Raw genomic sequence first — 21,290 nt, forward strand, 5'->3', positions numbered from 1 at the left:
AAGCCCGCAGTCATCAAGCGGTTCGTCCGCGCCTAAAGCGGGCTCTCCATGGCTTTTATCAACGCTGGATCGCGCCCATAAATATCCGGTGCGTAGAGCAGCGCGCCCTGGCTGTCCACTTGTACCGTCCAATAGCCCAACAGCACCGGCACCGGCGTGGTGAGCCGGAATTCGTGGGTCACGCCGGTGGCCAGCAGTTCCTCGGTCCGCGCACGCTCGGCCGGGCTCACCAGCAGGTCGCGCAGCAACAACGGTTGCTCAACCCTCACACACCCCGAACTGAACGCTCGCGGGCCTTTGGTGAACAGCGGCTGGCTGGGGGTATCGTGCAGGTACACCGAATACGGATTCGCAAAGCGCAAGACGATCCTGCCCAAGGGGTTTCGTGGCCCGGCGTCCTGGCGCAGGAGGATATTGCCGGGGCGATCCCAATCGATGGTGCTGGTGTCCAGCGGATGGCCCTCGCTGTCCAGCACCTGCATGTTCTGCTGCTGCAGATAGGCCGGGTCCAGGCGAATGGCGGGCAGTTTGTCTTCGCGCATGATGGTTGGCGGCACGGTCCAGGTCGGGTTCAAGGTGAGCCGGGTGATGCGAGACTTGAGCAACGGTGTCTGGCGTTCGGCGCGGCCTACTTGCAGACGGGTCTGCCACACCGGCACACCGCCCTGATAGACGCTCAGTTGCGCAGCCGCGACGTTAACCAGTACGCCCTCGGGCTCCAAATCCTGGGCCAGCCAGCGAAAGCGTTCGAGGTTGATGCGCAGTTGTTCGCGGCGTACCGCCGGGCTGATGTTCAGTTCCGTGACAGTGCCCGGCCCGATAACGCCATCGGCCTGCAAGGAATGGCTCAACTGGAAGCTTTTCACGGCATTGACCAGGTCTTCGCTGTATTGCTTCCCGGAACCGGTCGGCTGACCTGCCAGATACCCTTCGCTGAACAGCCGCCGCGCCAGTTCGGGAACCCTTGGATCATCCTTGCCTGGGCGCAACAACGGACCGCTGGCGATTGCATCCCACTGCGGCAACGGTTGTTGACGCTGCGCGGCGTAGGCCGTGCGCAGGGTGCGATACAACTCAGCGCTGGGCCGGGCCTGATCAAACGCTTGGGCGATGTCCTGCTGCCCGGCCATGGCCAGGACTTCGATACTTGGGTCCTGCGTCGGCGGCTGTGCATGCCAAAGGGGCTCGAAATGAGCTTGCTGCAAGCGGCCATAATGCAGATCGTGCAAGGCTTGCAGATATTTCCAGCTAATCTCGATATCAGTACACAAGACATTGCTGGTCGCCGTATCCAGGGGCAGACGATAGTGAGCCGGGTCCAGGCCATCATCGGCCAACAGCCGCAACTGCGCCTGCAATGCCGACCGGCGCTCGCTGGCAGTCCACAGGGAAGCATTGCCCTGCTGTTGGTAAAACGCCTGCAACCGCGTCTGGTCGGCGGCATCGATCGGCCCGGCCAAGCCAGGACAAACACTGGACAATTGCCCGAGCGCCAACTGCACCGGGGCGGACGATTCCACCAGCAGGTTTTCGGCTGTCGCGACCAATGGTGCAACGAGCAGGCAAATGCTCAAGTAATATGCGTGTTTTTTGAACAATGACGTTGCTCCATTCCATGGCGGAGATGTTTTGTAGATGCTGATTTTTTGCTGCCGACTCGCCCTGACTGCCGTCACCCTGGCCGCGCTGTGCAATGCTGCCCTCGCCGACAGCGCCAAGCCTCACACCTTGTATAGCAGCCTGGCGCGCACGGCTCCAGAACTCAATCCCCAAGTGCTTAAAAGCGCCCTGAGCGCGATGCAATGCGCAGTCAACAATGGCATTGAACGTTCCGAACGCCTGGCGGTGATCGACTATTCGCAGCCCTCGACCGCCCGTCGCCTGTGGATCTTCGACCTGCGTAAAAAGACCCTGGTACTGCGCGACCTCGTGGCCCACGGGCAAAAGTCCGGGGAAAATTTCGCCACGGCGTTCTCCAACCGCGAAGGCAGCTATCAGTCCAGCCTGGGGCTGTTCCGCACACAGGAAAGCTATCAGGGCGCCCATGGCTACTCACTGCGCATGGATGGCCTGGAGCCGGGGTTCAATGATCTGGCCCGCGATCGCGCCATTGTGATTCACGCCGCCGACTACGTAAGCCCGCTCTGGAGCAAGCGCGAAGGCCGCATCGGCCGCAGCCAGGGCTGCCCGGCCGTGCGCCCGCAAGTGGCGCGCCAGGTGGTGGATAAACTCAAGGATGGTCAGTTCATGTTTTCCTGGTACCCCGACCAGCGCTGGTTGAAGTCCTCGGCCTACCTCAATTGCAAGCCACGCCAGATAGCCAGTGCCGGTTGAGGTAGTATCCGTCAGGCCAAGCCTGACAAGAGAGAGAACCTCAAATGCTTTTGCACCAGTCAACGTGGATCGAGATTGGCCAATTCCTTGAACGCAGCCGCACTGTCGTGATTCCCATCGGCTCCAACGAGCAGCACGGCCCTACCGGCCTGCTGGGGACCGACTGGATGTGCCCGGAAATCATTGCCCATCACGCCCAGAAAAACGCCGACATACTGATCGGCCCGACGTTCAATATCGGCATGGCCCAGCATCACCTCGGGTTTGCAGGGACCATTTCGCTGCGCCCTTCCACCTTTATCGCCGCCATTGGCGATTGGGTGCACTCATTGGCCGGACATGGCTTTGAGAAAATCCTTTTTCTCAATGGCCACGGCGGCAATATCGCCTCGATTGAGGCAGCGTTCTCCCAGCTTTACGCCGAAGCCAGCTTCGCCCGCCGCCCGGCCGGGTTCGCCCTGAAGCTGGTCAATTGGTGGGACCTGGAAGGCGTCAGCGCACTGGCTCACAAGCAATTCCCCACCGGCCACGGCAGCCACGCCACGCCTTCGGAGATCGCGGTCACGCAATGGGCCTACCCAGAGGCGATCAAGTCGGCGGCCTACTCGCCACAAATCGCAGGCTCAGGACCTATCCGCGAAGCCCTGGACTTCCGTGCACGCTTCCCGGATGGGCGCATGGGCTCAGACCCGGGTTTGGCGACGCCGGAAAAAGGCGGTGAATTGGTCGCATTGGCGGCCAAGGGGCTGGCGCAGGCGGTGGATACGTTCAGTCGGGAGCAGAATCCGAGCTGAGGCTTCGATTAACTGGCCGTCACCAAGGCTTTGAGCGAGGCGTCGAACTGTTTCAACGCCGTCAGTTGCACATCACGTTGCTGATCGATTTGCATGGCGATTTCCGGCGCGGCCTTGTCATGCACCCAAACCGAAGGCATTTGCTGCTCGACCGAACCTTCAGCCTTGGCGATGTATTGCAAGTTGGCGTCGTAGAACCGGGCAATGAAACGTGCCTGGACCTGGCTGTTGCGCGGGGTCAGCAGTTGATTGTAGGTGTCAAGCATCACCACCACATCCGGGTGAGCCTGCACCAATGCATCGAGGTTGTCGTAGGCCGTCACCGACAGGAACGTGCTCTGCAGCGAATTCATCAGCCAGTCGATGGCCAGCTCCGGGTCGGAGCTGTTGACGAAGGCCTGGCGAATTCGTCCATCCAGCGCATCTTTGGCGCCGTTCACTGCCATGGCGTGATAGCGTTCAAGATAGTGCAGGTTGTCGACGGTATTTTCGCTGTAGAGCACACCTACTGACTGCCCGTGTTGCAGGAAGGCAACGCTGCCGGCAATGGGCAATAGATGCCAGGACCGAGCGTCATCGGCAAAGGCCACGTTGGCAGCCAACGCATGACCCAGCATCAGGGCCATCAAAACCAGTTGGGCAAAAATCCTCATCGCGCAGTTCCTTGGGCGGCATCTTCGATGGGGCGATTTTCCGCCTTTCCCGCAAAAACAGAACTAGCAATCCTTGATGGTGACTATTATCTAAACCGATACTGTCGCGCAGGCTGCACACCACACAAAACTTATAAGGATCAATCCATGAAGCCCTACCAGAGAACCTTTGACCGCATCCGCGAAGCAGTGCTGCCGGAGTATCGCGAACGGGTTGCCGACTACCTGATCGAGTATGAAACCGTGCTGCAGGACGCGGCGGCTGATCCTGATAAAACCAGCGCAGCGGCCCAGCAACTTCGCGGCTACTTGCGCGGCCTGAACACAACCCGGGTGCTCGGCATGGCGGACTGGGAAGATCTGGATCGCCGGGTTGGGCAGTTGCTGGAAATCGCTACAGCGCAGGCCGCGGCAGATTGACCCACGCCTGCACTGACGGCCGTCGGCCAGCAACGTTTGTGCGGCGATAACGGAACCCGCGATCTAATTCATGACTGACAGGCGTACTTCCCTAGCCAGCAAACCCTCCCGCCTTCAGGAAAGCCCGTTCCTCGTCGGTAAACGCTCTTCCCATGACGTCATTGCGGTGCGGAAAGCGGCCGAATCGATCGATGATGTCGGCGTGCTCTTTGGCCCATTTGTAGGTATTGGCATCAAGATCCTTGTTCAGGGCCAGGGACAGTAACTGATCCTCCATACACTCCGAATGCTCAAAGGGTAAATAGCAAAACGCCCGTAATGACGGCTCGATCAACCTGTCCATTCCAGCCTCCACCATTCGGCGAGCGTAGGCGCGCGCCAGCGGGTCGGTGGCGAACATATGGGCGGTGCCCCGGAACGTGTTGCGCGGGTATTGGTCGAGCAGCAGGAGTAACGCCAAAGCCCCTTGCGGCGTTGCCAGCCAGTGCTCCAGTTCGCCCCTGGCGGCTTGAAAGTGGGCCACCTGGAATTTGTTGCGAAACGCGTTATCGAACGCCTCATCCTTTTTGAACCAGCGCTTGGGCCCCGCCTGTTTCCAAAAGGCAATGACGGCCTGCGACGCGCTCACTGTCGCCGTTTCGGCAGGGGCCGACAGATTGGATGAAGCCACGGTCATGGCGCGATCCAGACCCGCCTTCACGCTAGCCTCCAGCCCGCCCGCCTGCATCCCTTCGATGCCGGCCGCGCTGACGCCACGGTAGCCGATCAAGGTGTTAAGCAACGCGTCGAACCCGCGTTGCTCTCCAATCAACTGACTGGCATCGACCACCACGCCGTGCACCGCACGCCCTGCGACAGATGCAGGCAAGCCATATTCAATGGCGCAGTTGTACAACGCGCGGGCCAGCAATGCCGGATAGGAAGGCCCCGTCCCGGCCAGGCCGGTGAGGTAATTGAGGTCCTGCTCGCTGGTTATTTCGTCAGCCTCGCCACAGGTTTCGAAGAGTTGTTGGACGTAAGTCTTGCCGGCCCCGTCGACCTCAGCATTGGCCAGCCAAGGGGTGTACGACTTGCGAATTTCCAGGGCCGCGTTGGGCATTGCCCGTACCACTCTTCGAGCGCCGGTGAGCGCCTCGATGTCCCGCAGCGAGACCCCGGCCACCAGGGAGATCAACAACCGTTCGCCCACGTCGATATGCACGCCGCCCAGATCCTGCGGCCGCACCGAAAGGATCACCACGTCACTGCGCAGCACCAGGCGTTGATTGTCGTCGGTAACCTGGACGCCATCGAGCACGCCTTTGGGCTCACTGAGTTGGCCCGTGCGGCTGGACAAGGTCAGCGACTCAGGCCCCACAAAGCCGGTGTCTACCAGGGCCGTGGCGATTGCCCGGCCCAACCAGCCGGTACCACCGATGATGCCTATTGAACCATTCATGATGCCCTCCAGGGGTGCCAGGGTCGTTAAAGGCTATGCGCCCTACCCTAACACCTGGAAACATCATCAGCCCGCGCGCGTGCCTAGAAATCCACCGTCGCTGACAGCTTCACCGTACGCGGCTCGCCCTGAGTCAGGCACAAGGGTTTGAAGGACAGCATTCGCGAATATGATGTTATAAGATAACCACAAACTCCCTACCCGGCCTTGCGATCCTCCCTCATGACTGATGCTGTTTCCCCTGCCCGATTGGGCCAACGCCTGCTGTCCATCGACGCCCTCAGGGGCTTGGTGATCCTGTTCATGCTGCTCGATCACGTGCGCGAAACCTTCCTGCTGCACCGGCAAGTGGCCGACCCGATGAACATCGACACCACCGAACCTGCGCTGTTTATCAGCCGCACCCTCGCCCACCTGTGTGCACCGGTGTTTGTCTTGCTGACGGGGCTTTCGGCCTACCTGTACGGCGCCAGGCATCAGGGGCGTAGCGATGTCTCAGCGTTTTTGTTCAAGCGCGGGCTGTTTCTGGTGGTGCTGGAGTTCACCTTGGTGAACTTCGCCTGGACCTTCCAGTTGCCGCCCAGCGTGATTTACATGCAGGTGATCTGGGCCATCGGCGTCAGCATGATCGGGCTGGCCGGGCTGGTCTGGTTGCCACGGCCACTGCTGTTTGCGGTGGCTGCGGCAATCATTGCCGGGCATAACCTGTTGGACAGTGTGCATTTCGCCCCAGGCTCGGCGATGCATATTCCATGGGCGATTTTGCATGATCGCGGCTGGATCGAATTCACCGACGGCCTGCGCTTGCGCACCTCGTATCCGGTGTTGCCGTGGATTGGCGTGATTGCCCTGGGTTATTGCCTCGGTCCGTGGTTTGCCAGATCGATATCCACTGCCGTGCGCCAACGTTATCTACTGCTGGCGGGGGCTGGCGCGCTGATTGGCTTCGTTGCGGTGCGCCTGCTTAACGGGTATGGCGAGGCTCAATGGCTGACCTATGACAGTGATGTGCAAACCTTGATGAGCTTTTTCAACATCACCAAGTACCCGCCTTCGCTGCTGTTTCTCGCCTTGACCCTGGGTGTTGGGTTGTTATTGCTGCTGGGTTTCGAGCGTGCGCAACAGCGTCCGTGGATTGGCGTACTTGCTGTGTTTGGCGCTGCGCCGATGTTCTTCTACCTGCTGCACTTGTATGTACTGAAAGTGCTGTATCTGATCTGTGTGGGGCTTTTTGGCTTGAACCAGGGCAGTTACTTCGGTTTCGACAGCGTTGACGCGATGTGGCTGACGGCGTTTTTGCTGACGGCGGCGCTGTACCTGCCGGTGCGCTGGTTTGCCGGGCTGAAGGCACGGCGGCGGGATGTTGCCTGGCTCAAATATTTTTAAGCCAGGCAAGCTCGGTCCTACAGATCAGGGGTTACGCCAGCTCGTTACGCAGTTGCCGCGCCGCACTGACCATATGGATCAACGCCGCTTCGGTTTCTGGCCAGCCGCGCGTCTTCAGCCCGCAATCGGGGTTGACCCACAGGCGCTCAGCCGGGATGCGCTTGGCGGCCTTGCGCAACAAATTGGCCATTTCCGAGGCATCCGGCACACGTGGCGAGTGAATGTCGTAGACACCCGGCCCGATGTCGTTCGGGTAAGCGAAGGCTTCGAACGCATCCAGCAGCTCCATGTCCGAGCGCGAGGTTTCGATGGTAATCACGTCGGCATCCATCGCCGCGATGGACTCGATCACATCGTTGAACTCGCTGTAGCACATGTGGGTGTGGATCTGCGTTTCGTCACGCACACCCGAGGCGCACAGGCGGAACACTTCGGTGGCCCAATCCAGGTAGTGCTGCCACTGCGCCTGGCGCAACGGCAAGCCTTCACGGAACGCCGCTTCGTCGATCTGCACGATTTTGATTCCCGCGGCTTCCAGGTCCACCACTTCGTCACGAATGGCCAGGGCCAGTTGCCGAGCCTGCACTTCGCGGCTCACGTCTTCGCGGGGGAAGGACCACATCAGCATAGTCACCGGGCCGGTGAGCATGCCCTTCATCACTTTATCGGTGAGGCCTTGGGCATAGCGAATCCATTCCACGGTCATGGCTTTGGGGCGACTCAGGTCACCAAAAATCACCGCCGGTTTCACGCAGCGCGAACCGTAGCTCTGCACCCAGCCAAAGCGGGTGAATACGTAGCCGTCCAGTTGCTCGGCAAAGTACTCGACCATGTCGTTACGTTCGGCTTCACCGTGTACCAATACGTCCAGGCCCAGGTGCTCCTGGACTTGCACCGCATGGCGAATCTCGCTGTGCATGGCTTCGGTGTATTGGGCTTCGCTCAGCTTGCCTTGCTTGAACGACTGGCGCGCCAGGCGAATCGACGTGGTTTGCGGGAACGAACCGATGGTGGTGGTCGGGAACAACGGCAGGTTCAGGCCGGCACGCTGCTTCTCTATACGGGTGGCAAACAGCGAATGGCGCTGGCTGTCCTTGGCGGTAATCGCGGCAACCCGAGCTTGCACAGCCGGTTTGTGGATACGCGGCGAAGCAGCACGACTGGCCTGCACGGCACGGCTTTGCGCCAAGGCTGCCAGTACCGATGCGGCTTCAGGTTCATTGACAGCCTGGGCCAGGACAGCAACCTCTTCGCACTTCTGTACGGCGAAGGCCAGCCAGCTTTTCAGTTCAGCGTCGAGCTTGTCTTCGCGGCCCAGGTCCACCGGGCTATGGAGCAATGAGCAGGACGGCGCGACCCACAGGCGATCACCCAGGCGCTCGGCAGCGTGCTGCAGGGTTGCCAGGGCGTTTTCCAGGTCGCAACGCCAAACGTTACGGCCGTTGACCAAGCCCAGGGACAACACTTTATAGGCCGGCAGGCGATCCAGGATGGTCGGGTACTGCTCGGGAGCGCGCACCAGGTCAATGTGCAGGCCGTCCACCGGCAGGTTTGCCGCCAGGCCGAGGTTCTCTTCCAGGCCACCAAAGTAGGTAGCAACCAGTTTCTTCAGCGGCTCGCGCTGGATCTGGTTGTAGGCACGCTCAAAGGCGTTTTTCCAGTCCTGTGGCAGGTCGAGCACCAGGATCGGCTCATCGATCTGCACCCACTCAACGCCCTGGGCTGCCAAGCGCTGGAAGATCTGGCCGTACAACGGCAGCAAGCGATCCAACAGGTCGAGCTTGTCAAAGTCGCCGCCCTTGGCCTTGCCCAACCACAGGTACGTCAGCGGACCGATCACCACCGGCTTGACGGTGTGGCCCAATTCGCGGGCTTCTTCGACTTCTTCGAACAACTGATCCCAGCCCAGCTGAAATTGCTGGTCAGCACTGAATTCCGGGACCAGGTAGTGGTAGTTGGTGTCGAACCACTTGGTCATTTCCTGGGCGTGAGCACCGCCACAGCAACTATCGCTGACGCCACGGGCCATGCTGAACAGGGTTTGCAGGGTGGCCTGGCCATCGGCTGGACGGAACCGCTCGGGGATCACACCGAACATCAGCGAGTGGGTCAGCACCTGGTCGTACCAGGCGAAATCACCGGCGGGCAGCAACTCGATACCGGCCTTCTTCTGCAAGTCCCAGTGGGTCTTGCGCAGTTCACGGCCAACGGCGCGCAGGCCAGCTTCGTCAAGCTCGCCCTTCCAAAACGCTTCCTGCGCTTTTTTCAGTTCACGATCACGTCCAATGCGCGGAAATCCAAGGGAATGGGCAAAAGCCATGACATACAACTCCAATGTGTTTGATGGGAGCTATTGTCGACTTCGCCTAATAGTGAGACAAACTCATTTTATTAAGGATGATCACAAGTTCTACTCATGATAAGCGCTTGCTCGGCAAACCATTGCATAACCTGCGCACATGCGGGGTGGGTTGCCGTTCACGATGCCGACAAGCTCAACCATATCGATGCCAAGCTGGCGACACTGTGGGGGTTGGGCGCTACTGCGCAGTTTCTGCAAGGTGAACAACTGCGGCAAAAACTGGGAACCAGTCACTATCAGGCGGCGATCTGGTGCGGCAATGCTATTCACTTAAGCTCGGTGCTTCAGGTACATCCGCATTTGTGGCGAGGGGGTTTGCCCCCTCGCCACAGGTTTCTTGCTCACCTCAAGATTTTCTTAAGTGAACAGCATTGCGACATCACCGGCCTTGAGCGCATGGGCAATGGCAGTATTCGCGCCAACGGCCACGACGCCAGCATCGTGGCCAAGCAAGTGCGGGTGGGCCTGGACGTCAGCGCAACCGTCCCGATGGAACTCAGCGCCAGTCTCATCTACTTCGCTAGCTAACGATTATTCGTCACATTGCCAGGCCATCTTCGGGCACGAGCCAGCAAAATCCGCTGACTAACCTTTCGATCCGGACCAAGTGCGGGCACAATGCGTGTCCTTTTTTGGCTGGCCCTGCCGGAGGCTCTGAAAATGATCAAGACGCCGTATTACCTCATCGATAAACAGAAGCTTCTGGTCAACATGCAGAAGATCGCCTACGTGCGCGAACAGTCCGGGGCCAAGGCCTTGCTGGCGCTCAAGTGCTTCGCCACCTGGTCGGTGTTCGACCTGATGGAGGAGTACATGGACGGCACCACGTCGTCGTCGCTGTACGAGCTCAAGCTCGGTCGCCAGAAGTTCGAAGGTGAATCTCACGCCTATAGCGTGGCCTGGGCCGACGATGAAATCGAAGAGATGCTGGCTAACTGCGACAAGATCATCTTCAACTCCATCAGCCAGTTGCAACGCTTTGCCGAGCGCTCCGAAGGCAAGACCCGCGGCCTGCGAGTCAACCCGCAAGTGAGCAGCTCCGATTACCTGCTGGCCGATCCGGCGCGCCCGTTCAGCCGCCTCGGCGAGTGGGACCCGGTGAAGATCGAGGGCGTGATCGAGCAGATTTCCGGCTTCATGTTCCACAACAACTGCGAGAACGGCGACTTCAACCTGTTCGACCAGATGCTCAACACCATCGAAGAACGCTTCGGCGCGCTGCTGCACAAAGTCAACTGGGTTAGCCTGGGCGGCGGCATCCACTTCACCGGTGAAGGTTATGCCATCGATGCCTTCTGCCAGCGCCTCAAGTCCTTCTCGCAGAAGTACGACGTGCAGGTCTACCTGGAACCGGGCGAAGCGGCGATCACCAACAGCGCTTCGCTGGAAGTCACCGTGCTCGACACCCTGTACAACGGCAAGCACCTGGCCGTGGTGGACAGCTCTATCGAAGCCCACCTGCTTGACCTGCTGATCTATCGCCTCAACGCCAAGCTGGCGCCGAGCGAAGGCGACCACACCTACATGGTGTGCGGCAAGTCGTGCCTGGCCGGAGACATCTTCGGCGAATATCAATTTGATCGTCCGCTGACCATCGGCGATCGACTGTCGTTCATCGACACGGCAGGCTACACCATGGTCAAGAAAAACTGGTTCAACGGCCTGAAAATGCCGTCCATCGTAGTGAAACAACTCGACGGTACAGTCGAGGTGGTTCGTGAATTTGGTTACGACGACTACCTGTCTAGCCTCTCGTAAGCTGACGGATAAAGGAGAGATAAAAAAATTGAAAAAGAACGTTCTTATCATTGGTGCAGGAGGTGTCGCCAAGGTGGTGGCCCACAAGTGCGCGCAGCACAACGATGAACTCGGTCGTATTGCTATCGCGTCGCGCAACATCTCCAAATGCCAGGCCATCATCGACAGCGTCAAGGCCAAGGGCAGCCTCAAAGTGCCCGCCGACATCCAGGCCTTCGCGCTGAACGCCCTGGACGTCGAAGCGACCAAGGCGCTGATCCGCGAAACCCAATCGCAGATCGTCATCAACGTCGGCTCCGCGTTCCTCAACATGTCGGTGCTGCGTGCCTGCATCGATACCGGCGTGGCCTACCTGGACACTGCCATTCACGAAGAACCGGGCAAGGTCTGCGAGACACCACCGTGGTACGGCAACTACGAGTGGAATCACCTCGAAGAATGTAAAGCGAAGAACATCACCGCGATCCTCGGTGTGGGCTTCGATCCGGGCGTCGTCAACGCTTATGCAGCGCTGGCGCAACAACAGTATTTCGACCGCATTGATTCGATCGACATTCTCGACGTCAATGCCGGCTCCCATGGCAAATATTTCGCCACCAATTTCGATCCGGAAATCAACTTCCGCGAATTCACCGGGCAGGTGTGGAGCTGGCAGAACAGCCAGTGGACCAGCAACACCATGTTCGAAGTCAAGCGTACCGACGACCTGCCCGTGGTCGGCGAACAGAACCTGTACCTGACCGGCCACGATGAAGTGCACTCGCTGTCGAAAAACCTCGACGTGCCCAACGTGCGTTTCTGGATGAGCTTCGGCGAACACTACATCAACGTGTTCACCGTGCTGAAAAACCTCGGCCTGCTCTCCGAGAAACCGGTCACCACCGCCGAAGGCCTGGAAGTGGTACCACTGAAACTGGTCAAGGCCGTACTGCCTGACCCGTCCTCCCTGGCACCGGGCTACACCGGCAAGACCTGCATCGGTGACCTGGTCAAGGGCACCAAGAACGGTCAGCCCCGCGAGCTGTTCATCTACAACGTGGCCTGCCATGAAGAAGCCTTTGCCGAGACCGACAGCCAAGGCATCTCCTATACCGCAGGCGTACCACCTGTGGCTGCCGCGCTGCTGGTTGCGCGTGGCGAGTGGGACGTGAAACACATGGCCAACGTTGAAGAACTGCCAGCTGGGCCGTTCCTCAAGGCGCTGGATATGATGGGGTTGCCGACTCGGATTAAAGACGAGAATGGTGATCGCGCGTGGGATGCTATCGCCTGGTAGCTGCCACATGACAAAGTGCGCCCGAATGGGCGCATTTTGCTTTTAGGTGGGGTGGATATTCGCTAAGGCGCTGCCGCCGAGCGCAATGGCGCGGCAAACACCTGCGTATCCGTCAACTGCTGCACATCCACCCGATGCGGAAAGATCTTCTTCTGCACAAACAAATCATCCACCTGCTGCAACGCCTGAACATCCCGCGCCTCCACCGGCAATAACGACTCATCGCCCCAACTACGCAGCAACTGCGAAACCTCAAGGGGAATGTCATTGACCTTGGCAAATACCCGCGCGTACTCCTCGGGGTTCTGCTGGGCCCACTCAAAGGCCTTGGCGAAACGTTGCAGTACATCGCTCAAGGCCTTGCGCTTGAGCGGATCGGCCAGCACTTCATCAGACGCGGTAATAAAGGTCAGCCCGGTATTGATGCCTTCACCACTGATCAGTACCCGCGCGCCCTTCTGTTCGGCAAATGCCTGGTACACACCGAAGGTAGCCCAGGCTTCGATCTTCCCGGCATTAAAGGCCGGCAAGGCATCAGTGGGCAGGACGAAACCAACGTTGACGTCTTTTTCATCCACTGCGGCGTTGGCCAGGGCGCGAATCAACAGGTACTGGGAAATGCTGCCACGGGCCGACGACACCACCACGTTGCGCCCTTTCAAATCAGCCACCGTGCGGATCGGCGAGTCAGGTGGCACCAAAATCCCGATGCCACGAGATTGACTGCGGCGTACCGCGACGATGCGCAACGGCGTGCCGCCAGTGGCGGCGGCCAGCACCGGTGTATCTCCGGCCGGCCCCAGGTCCACCGCGCCGGCCCGCAAGGCTTCGAACAACGGCGCGGCACCCTGGAAGTTGGCCCATTCGACCTTGTAGCCGATGCCCTCGAAGGCGTTGGCAGCCTCCACTACGGTGCGCAAGCCCTTGGCTTGATCACCCAGGATCAGGGTCACGCCAGATAATTCAGATTGTGTAGTGACCGGTGCTTCGGCAGTTTTATCGCAGCCGCCCAGCAATAAGGCGGCGCCCGCCAGTAATAACGCTCTGAACTCAACCATGGGCAAACCGCCGTACGCTGCTGGTAGCGGCTTGCGCCACCGGCGCAGGGACGTCCACTTCCACCCCCAACAGGCTCAACAACCGTGCCCGGATCGCCTGGAAACCGTCCTGGCCGGTGTCCCGTGCCCGTGGCAGATCAATAATCAACTGCTCGGCAATCTTGCCATCGGCCAGGACGATAACGCGGTCAGCCAACAGAATCGCTTCGTCGACGTCATGGGTCACCAACAGGACCGCTGGCGTGTGCTTGCGCCACAGCTCGATGATCAATCGATGCATCTTGATGCGGGTCAACGCATCCAGCGCAGCAAAGGGCTCGTCCAGCAGCAACAGCTTGGGCTCGCGCACCAGGCCACGGGCCAGGGCCACACGCTGAGCCTCGCCACCGGAGAGCGTGGCCGGGTAGGCTTCCAGGCGATGGGCCAGCCCGACTTCGGTCAAGGCCTGCACCGCGCGTGCCTTGGCATCGGGAATGCGCAGGCCGAGAACCACATTTTTCCAGGCGCGTTTCCAGGGCATCAATCGCGGCTCCTGGAACACCGCAGCCCGAGCCTTGGGCACCCGCAACTGGCCGCTGTCGATGCTATCCAGCCCGGCCAGGCTACGCAGCAAGGTGGTCTTGCCGGAACCGCTGGCCCCCAGCAAGGCGACAAATTCTCCCGGTGCGATGTCTAGGTCCAGGCCATCGATGACCCGCTGCTCGCCGAACTGGCGCACCACATTGCGTAACTGAACGGGTGCCACTGAAGATTCGATGCTCGACATATCAGTTCCTCACAAAAGATGGGCGCCAGGCCAGGGCGAAACGTTCCAGGGTGCGGATCAGCCCATCGATCAACAGACCGAGGACGCTATAGATCAGCAGGCAAATGACGATGACATCGGTGCGCATAAAGTCCCGCGCATCACTGGCCAGGTAGCCGATGCCGGCGGTGGTGTTGATTTGCTCGACGAATACCAGGGCCAGCCAGGAGATTCCCAGGGAGTAGCGCAAGCCGACAAAAAACGAAGGTAAGGAGCCCGGCAGGATTACATGCCAGATCAACTCGCGACGGTTGAGGCCCAGGGTATTGGCGGCCTCAATCAATTTGGGGTCGATGTTGCGGATGCCGGCAAACAGGTTGAGGTACACCGGGAAGGTAGTACCGGTGACGATCAGCGCGATCTTGGTGAACTCACCGATGCCAAACCAGAGAATGAACAGCGGTACCAGGGCCAGGGAAGGAATGGTACGCAGCATCTGCATGGGCGAGTCGAGGATCACTTCGCCGCGCTTGGACAGGCCGGTGATCAGTGCCGCCACCACGCCGATACTGACGCCGATACTCAAACCCAGCAGCGCTCGCTGCAAGGACACAAACAGATGTTTGCCCAACTCACCGGAGACGATCATTGCCCACAGGGTGCCGCCGATCTGCGACGGTGCGGCGATGACCCGTTGCGGGATCAAACCCGCCTGGGATGCCAACTCCCACAGCAACAGCAGGACAATCGGGCTGACCAGGCGCAACAGCACCTCAGGGGTGCGCCAGTTACGCAGCCAGTTAGGGATCAGCCGTGACGCGCCCTCAAGGTCGCCAGTGAGGCGAGCGGCCTTGTTGACGGAAAACGAGCTGGCGGCGCTCTGCGCATCGAGGGTCTTTTCAGTCATCGGGCTTGCTTCCTCATCAAGAACACGGCCAGGGGCGCCGCTTCGGTTTTTCATGCTAATCGCATAAAAAACCTCAGTGAAATTCTTTTTGGGAATAACCTAATATGATTAAAAATCAGATATAAAATTATCCAGATAAATTATTTGCATAATAAAACGCCTCAAGCCCCGCCCTTCGCTGCCTGCACTGCAGCCGTCACTTTAAAATGCGCATTACTGATATCAGTTATTAATTAAGATTCGTTAAATTAATAATTAACTTAGAACAAAACGGCATTTTACAGCCTGGCCCGCTGCCCCTACTTTCGACCCACAGACCGACCCCGATACCAGGTGGAGGCTTTGAATCACGCCTATCCTGCCCTGAACGAGAGTCGTCTCCATGCCTGCAACACCCTCTGTACGTTATCGATCGCCCCTGCTCATTAGCCTGGCCGCCTGCGGCATGGCGCTGGGAAGTTCGTCACTCAAGGCCGAGGACACGGTGGACACCAAGGACACCCGACTGGAAAAAGTCACGGTGATCTCCACCGGCGTACGCGGCACCCAACGCACCGTGGCCGAGAGCCCTGCGCCCATCGATGTGGTCAGCGGCGAGCAACTGCTGAAAACCGGTCGCGCCGACCTCACTGAGGCCATCTCCAAGCTGCTGCCATCGTTCAACTACGGCACCAACGTCGCCGGCTACAACTCCACCATCCGCCCCCTGTCCAACCGCAGCCTGGCGCCGGCCTACACCCTGGTGCTGGTCAACGGCAAGCGCCGGCACAACAGCGCCCTGCCCGCCAATGGCTCCACCGACAGCAGCGGCGCCAACTCGGTGGACATCGACATGATCCCCATCAGCGCCGTGGAACGGATTGAGGTGCTCAAGGACAGCGCTGCGGCGCAATACGGCTCCGACGCGATTGCCGGGGTGATCAACATCATCCTCAAGTCCAGCGCCGAGGGCGGCCATTTAGGGGTGACCTACGGCAAGCTCTACAACGGCGAAGGCGAAGTGACCAAGACCGAGGGCGATATCGGCTTTGCCCTGGGCGACGGTGGGTTTTTGCATTTGTCGGGGGATGCGCGCCAGCGCGGCGATGCCAGCTGGAACGAGAAAGCCACCAACCAGGCGTACTTCCCCGGCGACCCGCGCAACGCCACCTGGGACCGGGTCGGGGTGAAAAACGGCGACCCGCAGATCAAGGCTTTCAACCTCGGCTACAACGCCGAACTGCCCCTGGATGAACAAACCAAACTGTATTCCTACGCCACCTATGGCGAGCGCAAAGCAATCATCAATAACTATTTTCGCTACCCCAACGGCAACGCCAACATCCCCGAGCTATTCCCCGACGGCTACTACCCGCTCAACAACCTCAACGACAAGGACTACCAGTTCCTGTTCGGCGCCAAAGGGCTGGCGGCCGGTTGGGACTGGGACTTGAGCACCACCTACGGGCGCAACACCAACCACCAGTACAGCGACCTGACGATCAACCCGTCCCTGGGCCCAGCCTCGCCGACGTCCTTTGATGACCTGGCCACTTACCGCTTCGATCAGTGGGTCAATAACCTGGACATTACCCGTGCCTTCGACGGGGTGTTCGGCTTTCCGCTGCAAGTGTCTGCCGGCCTGGAACATCGCTGGGAGCGCTTCAGCACATTTGCCGGTGATCCCCAGGCCTATACAGTGGGCGGTTATCGCTTCCCGGCGACGCTGCCCAACGGCCAACCCAACCCGTTGGCCGGGCAACTGGCATCGATTGCCGCCCAAGCCGCCGCGACCATCGCGCCCCAGGACGAAGCCAATATCAAGCGCAACAACTACGCGGCCTATATCGACTTCGGTATAACCCCCGTGGAGCGCCTGTTTATCGACGTAGCGGCACGGGCCGAGCACTTTGACGATGACTCGGGCGACACCGTCAGCGCCAAGGTCAATTCCCGTTATGAACTGACCGAAACGGTTGCCGTGCGCGGTACCGTCGGCAGCGGCTTTCGCGCGCCATCATTAACGCAGATCGGCTACAGCATTACCGACAACCGGGTCGGCGCCGCCCCTGACGGCACCATCGTGCCGGCGGTAACCCGCATTGCCCCGGTCAACTCGGCCCTGGCCAAAGCGTTGGGCGCTACCAGCCTGGACCCGGAAAAATCGCGCAATGCAGGCATCGGCATCACCTGGCAACCGGCCAAGCGCACTAGCCTGACGGTGGATGCCTACTGGATCGAAATTGCCGACCGTATCGCCCGCACCGAAAGCCTCTACGGCCCGGCGCTGACGCCGGTCCTCACCGACCTGGGCATCGACCCTTCGACCTGGACCTCCTACTACGCCAACGCCTTCGACACCCGCACCCGTGGCGTCGACGTCGTCGCCGATCACTTCACCAATCTGGGCGCCTGGGGCGAAGTGCGCTGGAACGCCGCCTTCAACTACAACGACACGGTGATCACCGACCTCAAGCAGCCGCCAGGCGCACTCCAGGGGCTGGGCAACAACAGCGGCGGCAGCCTGACGTGGGTAGGCCGCGCGCGCCAGGGCGACCTCACCGAAGCCCAGCCTCGGACCAAGTGGATCCTGGGCGGCAACTGGAAGCTGGCCGACCTGGCCATCAACCTGCAGACCACCCGCTACGGCAAGGTCAAGACCCTGCAACAACTGGAAAGCGGCGACCGCACGTTCGGCGCGAAGTGGATCACCGACCTAGATATCTCCTACACCCTGCTGGACAACATCACCCTGAGCATCGGCGGCACCAACATCTTCGACGTGCGCCCGGACAAGAACGCCGTGCCCTCGGCCGTGGGCCTGAACCTGTACGGCAACCCGCCGTTCTACCCCGGCGGTGGCTTCTGGTACAGCAAGCTGGCCTATGACTTCTGATCCATCAACCAACGACAAGGAACTGACCATGAGCATTGAATTTATCGGTTATATCGGCGGCCACCACGCCTCGGAGATTCATCCCCGCAGCGGCCCTACCTTGCAACCCGAGTACGTGGAGCAAGTCGCCCGCGTCCATGAAGAGGCAGGCTTCGATCGCGCCCTGGTGGCGTTCCACTCCAACAGCCCGGACAGCACGCTGATTGCCTCCCACGCCGCCAGCGTGACGAAGAAGCTGCAATTTTTGATCGCCCATCGACCGGGCTTTGCCCAACCGACCCTGGCCGCGCGGCAGTTCACCACCCTGGATGTATTCAACGGCGGACGCACCGCCGTGCACATCATCACCGGCGGCGACGACCGCGAGTTGCGCGCTGACGGCAGCCATATCGGCAAGGACGAACGCTACGCCCGCTCCGATGAATACCTGAGCGTGGTACGCCAGGAATGGACCAGCGAAAAGCCCTTCGACTTTGACGGCACCTACTACCAGGTCGAGGGCGCGCATTCGACCGTGAAGTCGCCGCAGCAACCGCATATTCCGTTGTACTTTGGCGGCTCATCACCCGCCGCCATCGCCGTGGCCGGCAAGCATGCCGATGTGTATGCGCTGTGGGGGGAAACCTACGAGCAAGTGCGGGAAGTGGTGACTCAAGTGCGTGCTGAGGCGGCCAAGCATGGACGCACCATTCGTTTCAGCTTGTCGTTGCGACCGATCCTGGCCGAGACCGAAGAACTGGCCTGGGCGCGTGCCGAGCGTATCCTGGAGCAGGCCACCGCCCTCGCCGAACAGAATGGCTTTGTACGCCGCGAACCGCCCAACGAAGGCTCGCGCCGCCTGCTCGCTGCCGCCGCCCAGGGGTCACGCCTGGACAAGCGCCTATGGACAGGAATCGCTGGCCTGCTGGGCGCCCAAGGCAACTCCACTTCGCTGGTGGGCACCGCCGAGCAAGTGGCCGAGGCCCTACTCGATTACTACGACCTGGGCATCACCACCTTCCTGATTCGCGGCTTCGATCCGCTCAATGATGCAATCGACTATGGCAAACGGCTGATCCCACTGACCCGTCAATTAGTGGCCGAGCGGGAGCGCCAGGCTGCCGAAAAAGTCGCCTGAGTTCTCGTAGCAGCTGTCGAGTAAAACGAGGCTGCGTTGGGGGCGACTCGGTGCTTGGGGCTGATCTGATAGCTGTGGTGTGGCCGACGTAGCCTCGCGGGGGCTCGACAACTGCTACGGCGGTTGTCCCTATGCTGCGAGCCAGGTGTATTGACTGACACGCAGCTATCGCAGGCTTGGTCTGCGTTACTGCCTACCTTAGTTCTTGTAGTCGGTATCAGTTCGTTCCAACTGCCGGATCAACGCATTCCAGTGCCGGGCCACCCCAGGCCCGTCACCACTTTTAAACACCTCGGCCTGCTTCTCGACCTTGGCCACCACCTCGGCCGGCGGGAAGATCAACTCAGCATTGCCCCCTGCCTGCGCCGCGATCTGAATGTTGCAGGCACGTTCCAAACCCTGCAGCTGCTGGAATGCATGCTCAACGCTGATCCCGGCGGTCAACAGCCCGTGGTTGCGCAGGATCATCACGCTTTTATCCCCCAAGTCCGCCACCAGCCGCTCGCGCTCATCCAAATCCAGGGCCACACCCTCGTAGCCGTGATACGCCACGCGCCCGGAAAAACCGATGGAGTGCTGGGAGATCGGCAACAAGCCATCCTTCTGCGCGGATACCGCAATACCATCACGGGTGTGGGTGTGCAGCACCGCTTGCAGGTCGGGACGGGCGCCGTGGATGGCGCTGTGGATGACGTAGCCGGCGTAGTTGATGCCAAGGCCAGTAGGGTCATCGACAAGGGTGCCGTCGATGTCCACCTTGACCAGATTGGAGGCGCTGATTTCATCGAACAACAACCCGAAGGCGTTGATCAGAAAATGCTCCTCCGGGCCCGGCACCCGTGCGGAGAAGTGGGTATAGATGTGATCCGTCCACTTGTACAAGGCAGCCAGGCGATAGGCCGCGGCCAACTTGACACGAACCTCCCACTCTTCAGGGCTGACCCGCTGACGGACATTTTTCGAGACGCTGGCTAATGGGCTGACGCTGCTCATGGCAAAACTTCCTGGATGGCCTAAGGATCTCCAGGCAGCCTATGGCAAGGAAAAAAATAATAAAAAGCACATTTTAATCTAAGCTAATTATCATTTTTTTGCATACATCAATGAGGCGGTGCAAGCCCTGCAGGAGCCAGCAAGCTCGCTCCTGCAAAATGCTCATGCAGCGCTCTTGATCTTGTGCAGGGAACCGGCCACCAGTTTGCCAAAGGCGTCCACCGGGCCTTGCAGGTTGCCAAGGAAGCGCGGGTAGATCAGCCACAGGTCCATCACCGGTTTGAAGTCCTTGAGAGGCATCACCGCCAGTTGATCGCGGTGGGCGCTACGATCCAGCAATGGGCGTGGCACCAATCCCAAGCCCAACCCATCGGCCACCAGGCCCAGTTGCAACTCGGTGCCGAAGGTTTCCAGGTTGACCCGCAAAGCCAGTCCCTGGTCCGATAAGGTGCGCTGCAACCCGGCGCGGAAACCGCAGCCATCGGGGTTGAGAATCCAGCCGCTCTGGTAGATATCCGCCAGCTTGCACGGGCGCTTGGGCAACTGGGCCTTGGCGCAGACCACCACCAGCTCCATCTTGCCGATGGACTCACCGACGATGTTGTCCGGGAAGATCTTGCCGGCGGGAAACAGCGCCGCCGCTGCGTCCAATTCACCGCGCTCGATCTTGCCCACCAACTGGCTGCCCCAGCCCGTGGCGACCTGGGCACGCAATTCGGGGTACTCGGTGCGCAAGTGCTTGAGGGCATCAAGCAGCACCACGTCACCGATGGTTTGCGGCACGCCCAGGCGCAACAGGCCGGTGGGCGGCGCGTCGGTCGCTACCAACTCGCGCAGGGCATCCATTTCCCGCAGGATCAAGCGGCACTGTTCATACACCCGCGTACCGATCAGCGTCGGCTTGAGCGGCTTGGTGTTGCGGTCGAACAACTCCACGCCCAGGGCCTGTTCAAAGTTCTGCACCCGCCGGGTGATAGCGGGTTGGGTCAGCTGCAGCGACTCGGCGGCATGGCTGATGGACTGGCAACGAATCACTTCGACAAAGGCATCGATATCGTCAATTTTCATTTGGTCCGCACATAGAGATCAGTCATTAAGATGTGTGAAAAACATAGTCCGAAAGCATAGTTCCATTAGGGGTATCTGGATAGCCCAGAGGCCTATCGATAACGTC

At 60.0% G+C, this 21,290-nt stretch carries 18 protein-coding genes and 1 pseudogene; 9 read left to right on the plus strand and 10 right to left on the minus strand.

All coding sequences use genetic code 11. The features are described from left to right. Nucleotides 1-32 precede the first annotated feature (32 nt). Nucleotides 33-1,598: a murein L,D-transpeptidase gene (locus FQ182_RS20500; RefSeq protein WP_149412388.1), complete on the minus strand. Its 1,566-nt coding sequence runs from the start codon at nucleotides 1,596-1,598 to the stop codon at nucleotides 33-35. A gap of 37 nt (nucleotides 1,599-1,635) precedes the next feature. Here FQ182_RS20500 and FQ182_RS20505 point away from each other — a divergent pair, with 37 nt between their 5' ends. Both FQ182_RS20505 and FQ182_RS20510 read left to right on the plus strand, forming a co-directional pair. Then, nucleotides 1,636-2,334: a murein L,D-transpeptidase catalytic domain family protein gene (locus tag FQ182_RS20505; RefSeq protein ID WP_149412389.1), complete on the plus strand. Its 699-nt coding sequence runs from the start codon at nucleotides 1,636-1,638 to the stop codon at nucleotides 2,332-2,334. Nucleotides 2,335-2,378: 44 nt separating this feature from the next. After that, on the plus strand, nucleotides 2,379-3,128 hold the full coding sequence (locus tag FQ182_RS20510; protein ID WP_149412390.1) for a creatininase family protein: 750 nt from the start codon (nucleotides 2,379-2,381) through the stop codon (nucleotides 3,126-3,128). Between the two features lie 8 nt (nucleotides 3,129-3,136). On the opposite strand, the gene FQ182_RS20515 is transcribed toward FQ182_RS20510, so the two are convergent. Then, a complete protein-coding gene (locus FQ182_RS20515) occupies nucleotides 3,137-3,781 on the minus strand; it encodes an ATPase (protein ID WP_149412391.1) in 645 nt (214 codons plus the stop codon). 147 nt (nucleotides 3,782-3,928) lie between these two features. Between FQ182_RS20515 and FQ182_RS20520 the strand changes: the two genes are divergently transcribed. Continuing rightward, entirely contained in the window at nucleotides 3,929-4,201 is a 273-nt protein-coding gene (locus FQ182_RS20520) for a hypothetical protein (RefSeq protein WP_149412392.1), read from the plus strand. Between the two features lie 91 nt (nucleotides 4,202-4,292). Here the strand turns inward: FQ182_RS20520 and FQ182_RS29850 are convergent, their stop codons facing one another. After that, a complete protein-coding gene (locus tag FQ182_RS29850) occupies nucleotides 4,293-4,877 on the minus strand; it encodes a DUF924 family protein (protein ID WP_178114496.1) in 585 nt (194 codons plus the stop codon). Then, a pseudogene (locus FQ182_RS20525) lies at nucleotides 4,878-5,639 on the minus strand (pyrroline-5-carboxylate reductase family protein); the annotation flags it as partial. Between the two features lie 222 nt (nucleotides 5,640-5,861). Between FQ182_RS20525 and FQ182_RS20530 the strand changes: the two are divergent. Continuing rightward, complete coding sequence (locus FQ182_RS20530) at nucleotides 5,862-7,025, plus strand: DUF1624 domain-containing protein (RefSeq protein ID WP_149412393.1); 1,164 nt, start codon at nucleotides 5,862-5,864, stop codon at nucleotides 7,023-7,025. Nucleotides 7,026-7,056: 31 nt separating this feature from the next. Here the strand turns inward: FQ182_RS20530 and metE are convergent, their stop codons facing one another. Then, nucleotides 7,057-9,345, minus strand: coding sequence for a 5-methyltetrahydropteroyltriglutamate--homocysteine S-methyltransferase (metE, locus tag FQ182_RS20535; RefSeq protein WP_149412394.1), 2,289 nt, complete (start codon nucleotides 9,343-9,345; stop codon nucleotides 7,057-7,059). 96 nt (nucleotides 9,346-9,441) lie between these two features. Here metE and FQ182_RS20540 point away from each other — a divergent pair, with 96 nt between their 5' ends. The 3 genes from FQ182_RS20540 (at nucleotide 9,442) to FQ182_RS20550 (ending at nucleotide 12,421) form a co-directional block, all read left to right on the plus strand. After that, nucleotides 9,442-9,915 (plus strand): hypothetical protein, encoded by a 474-nt coding sequence (locus FQ182_RS20540; RefSeq protein ID WP_149412395.1) that lies wholly within the window; start codon nucleotides 9,442-9,444, stop codon nucleotides 9,913-9,915. 132 nt (nucleotides 9,916-10,047) lie between these two features. Next, nucleotides 10,048-11,145 (plus strand): carboxynorspermidine decarboxylase, encoded by a 1,098-nt coding sequence (locus tag FQ182_RS20545; RefSeq protein ID WP_149412489.1) that lies wholly within the window; start codon nucleotides 10,048-10,050, stop codon nucleotides 11,143-11,145. 28 nt (nucleotides 11,146-11,173) lie between these two features. Then, nucleotides 11,174-12,421 (plus strand): saccharopine dehydrogenase family protein, encoded by a 1,248-nt coding sequence (locus FQ182_RS20550; RefSeq protein WP_149412396.1) that lies wholly within the window; start codon nucleotides 11,174-11,176, stop codon nucleotides 12,419-12,421. 62 nt (nucleotides 12,422-12,483) lie between these two features. On the opposite strand, the gene FQ182_RS20555 is transcribed toward FQ182_RS20550, so the two are convergent. Genes FQ182_RS20555 through FQ182_RS20565 form a run of 3 tightly spaced genes read right to left on the minus strand, consistent with a single transcriptional unit; the run spans nucleotide 12,484 to nucleotide 15,131 of the window. Beyond that, nucleotides 12,484-13,479, minus strand: a complete 996-nt coding sequence (locus tag FQ182_RS20555; protein WP_149412397.1) for an ABC transporter substrate-binding protein — start codon at nucleotides 13,477-13,479, stop codon at nucleotides 12,484-12,486. Then, nucleotides 13,472-14,245 (minus strand): ABC transporter ATP-binding protein, encoded by a 774-nt coding sequence (locus tag FQ182_RS20560; RefSeq protein ID WP_149412398.1) that lies wholly within the window; start codon nucleotides 14,243-14,245, stop codon nucleotides 13,472-13,474. Before FQ182_RS20560 ends, FQ182_RS20555 begins: the two co-directional genes overlap by 8 nt. Before the next feature lies 1 nt (nucleotide 14,246). Continuing rightward, a complete protein-coding gene (locus FQ182_RS20565; protein WP_149412399.1) occupies nucleotides 14,247-15,131 on the minus strand; it encodes an ABC transporter permease in 885 nt (294 codons plus the stop codon). 445 nt (nucleotides 15,132-15,576) lie between these two features. Here FQ182_RS20565 and FQ182_RS20570 point away from each other — a divergent pair, with 445 nt between their 5' ends. Both FQ182_RS20570 and FQ182_RS20575 read left to right on the plus strand, forming a co-directional pair. Beyond that, the gene (locus tag FQ182_RS20570) at nucleotides 15,577-18,006 is read left to right on the plus strand and encodes a TonB-dependent receptor plug domain-containing protein (protein WP_371923901.1); all 2,430 of its coding nucleotides are present in this window, start codon (nucleotides 15,577-15,579) and stop codon (nucleotides 18,004-18,006) included. Between the two features lie 28 nt (nucleotides 18,007-18,034). Beyond that, nucleotides 18,035-19,123, plus strand: coding sequence for an LLM class flavin-dependent oxidoreductase (locus tag FQ182_RS20575; RefSeq protein WP_149412401.1), 1,089 nt, complete (start codon nucleotides 18,035-18,037; stop codon nucleotides 19,121-19,123). Between the two features lie 198 nt (nucleotides 19,124-19,321). Here FQ182_RS20575 and FQ182_RS20580 read toward each other — a convergent pair whose 3' ends face one another. Both FQ182_RS20580 and FQ182_RS20585 read right to left on the minus strand, forming a co-directional pair. After that, a complete protein-coding gene (locus tag FQ182_RS20580) occupies nucleotides 19,322-20,116 on the minus strand; it encodes a class II aldolase/adducin family protein (protein WP_149412402.1) in 795 nt (264 codons plus the stop codon). A 162-nt stretch (nucleotides 20,117-20,278) separates the two neighbouring features. Next, on the minus strand, nucleotides 20,279-21,184 hold the full coding sequence (locus FQ182_RS20585; RefSeq protein ID WP_149412403.1) for a LysR family transcriptional regulator: 906 nt from the start codon (nucleotides 21,182-21,184) through the stop codon (nucleotides 20,279-20,281). Between the last annotated feature and the right edge of the window lie 106 nt (nucleotides 21,185-21,290).

Origin of the sequence: Pseudomonas sp. ANT_H4 (assembly GCF_008369295.1) — a bacterium.
In the GTDB taxonomy this organism is placed as follows: domain Bacteria; phylum Pseudomonadota; class Gammaproteobacteria; order Pseudomonadales; family Pseudomonadaceae; genus Aquipseudomonas.

Bases quoted from the DNA above. Each gene is read 5' to 3' on its own strand.
- FQ182_RS20505 (WP_149412389.1), top strand. From the start codon at position 1,636: ATGCTGATTTTTTGCTGCCGACTCGCCCTGACTGCCGTCACCCTGGCC.
- FQ182_RS20510 (WP_149412390.1), top strand. From the start codon at position 2,379: ATGCTTTTGCACCAGTCAACGTGGATCGAGATTGGCCAATTCCTTGAA.
- FQ182_RS20515 (WP_149412391.1), bottom strand. From the start codon at position 3,781: ATGAGGATTTTTGCCCAACTGGTTTTGATGGCCCTGATGCTGGGTCAT.
- FQ182_RS20520 (WP_149412392.1), top strand. From the start codon at position 3,929: ATGAAGCCCTACCAGAGAACCTTTGACCGCATCCGCGAAGCAGTGCTG.
- FQ182_RS29850 (WP_178114496.1), bottom strand. From the start codon at position 4,877: ATGACCGTGGCTTCATCCAATCTGTCGGCCCCTGCCGAAACGGCGACA.
- FQ182_RS20530 (WP_149412393.1), top strand. From the start codon at position 5,862: ATGACTGATGCTGTTTCCCCTGCCCGATTGGGCCAACGCCTGCTGTCC.
- metE (WP_149412394.1), bottom strand. From the start codon at position 9,345: ATGGCTTTTGCCCATTCCCTTGGATTTCCGCGCATTGGACGTGATCGT.
- FQ182_RS20540 (WP_149412395.1), top strand. From the start codon at position 9,442: ATGATAAGCGCTTGCTCGGCAAACCATTGCATAACCTGCGCACATGCG.
- FQ182_RS20545 (WP_149412489.1), top strand. From the start codon at position 10,048: ATGATCAAGACGCCGTATTACCTCATCGATAAACAGAAGCTTCTGGTC.
- FQ182_RS20555 (WP_149412397.1), bottom strand. From the start codon at position 13,479: ATGGTTGAGTTCAGAGCGTTATTACTGGCGGGCGCCGCCTTATTGCTG.
- FQ182_RS20560 (WP_149412398.1), bottom strand. From the start codon at position 14,245: ATGTCGAGCATCGAATCTTCAGTGGCACCCGTTCAGTTACGCAATGTG.
- FQ182_RS20565 (WP_149412399.1), bottom strand. From the start codon at position 15,131: ATGACTGAAAAGACCCTCGATGCGCAGAGCGCCGCCAGCTCGTTTTCC.
- FQ182_RS20570 (WP_371923901.1), top strand. From the start codon at position 15,577: ATGGCGCTGGGAAGTTCGTCACTCAAGGCCGAGGACACGGTGGACACC.
- FQ182_RS20575 (WP_149412401.1), top strand. From the start codon at position 18,035: ATGAGCATTGAATTTATCGGTTATATCGGCGGCCACCACGCCTCGGAG.
- FQ182_RS20580 (WP_149412402.1), bottom strand. From the start codon at position 20,116: ATGAGCAGCGTCAGCCCATTAGCCAGCGTCTCGAAAAATGTCCGTCAG.
- FQ182_RS20585 (WP_149412403.1), bottom strand. From the start codon at position 21,184: ATGAAAATTGACGATATCGATGCCTTTGTCGAAGTGATTCGTTGCCAG.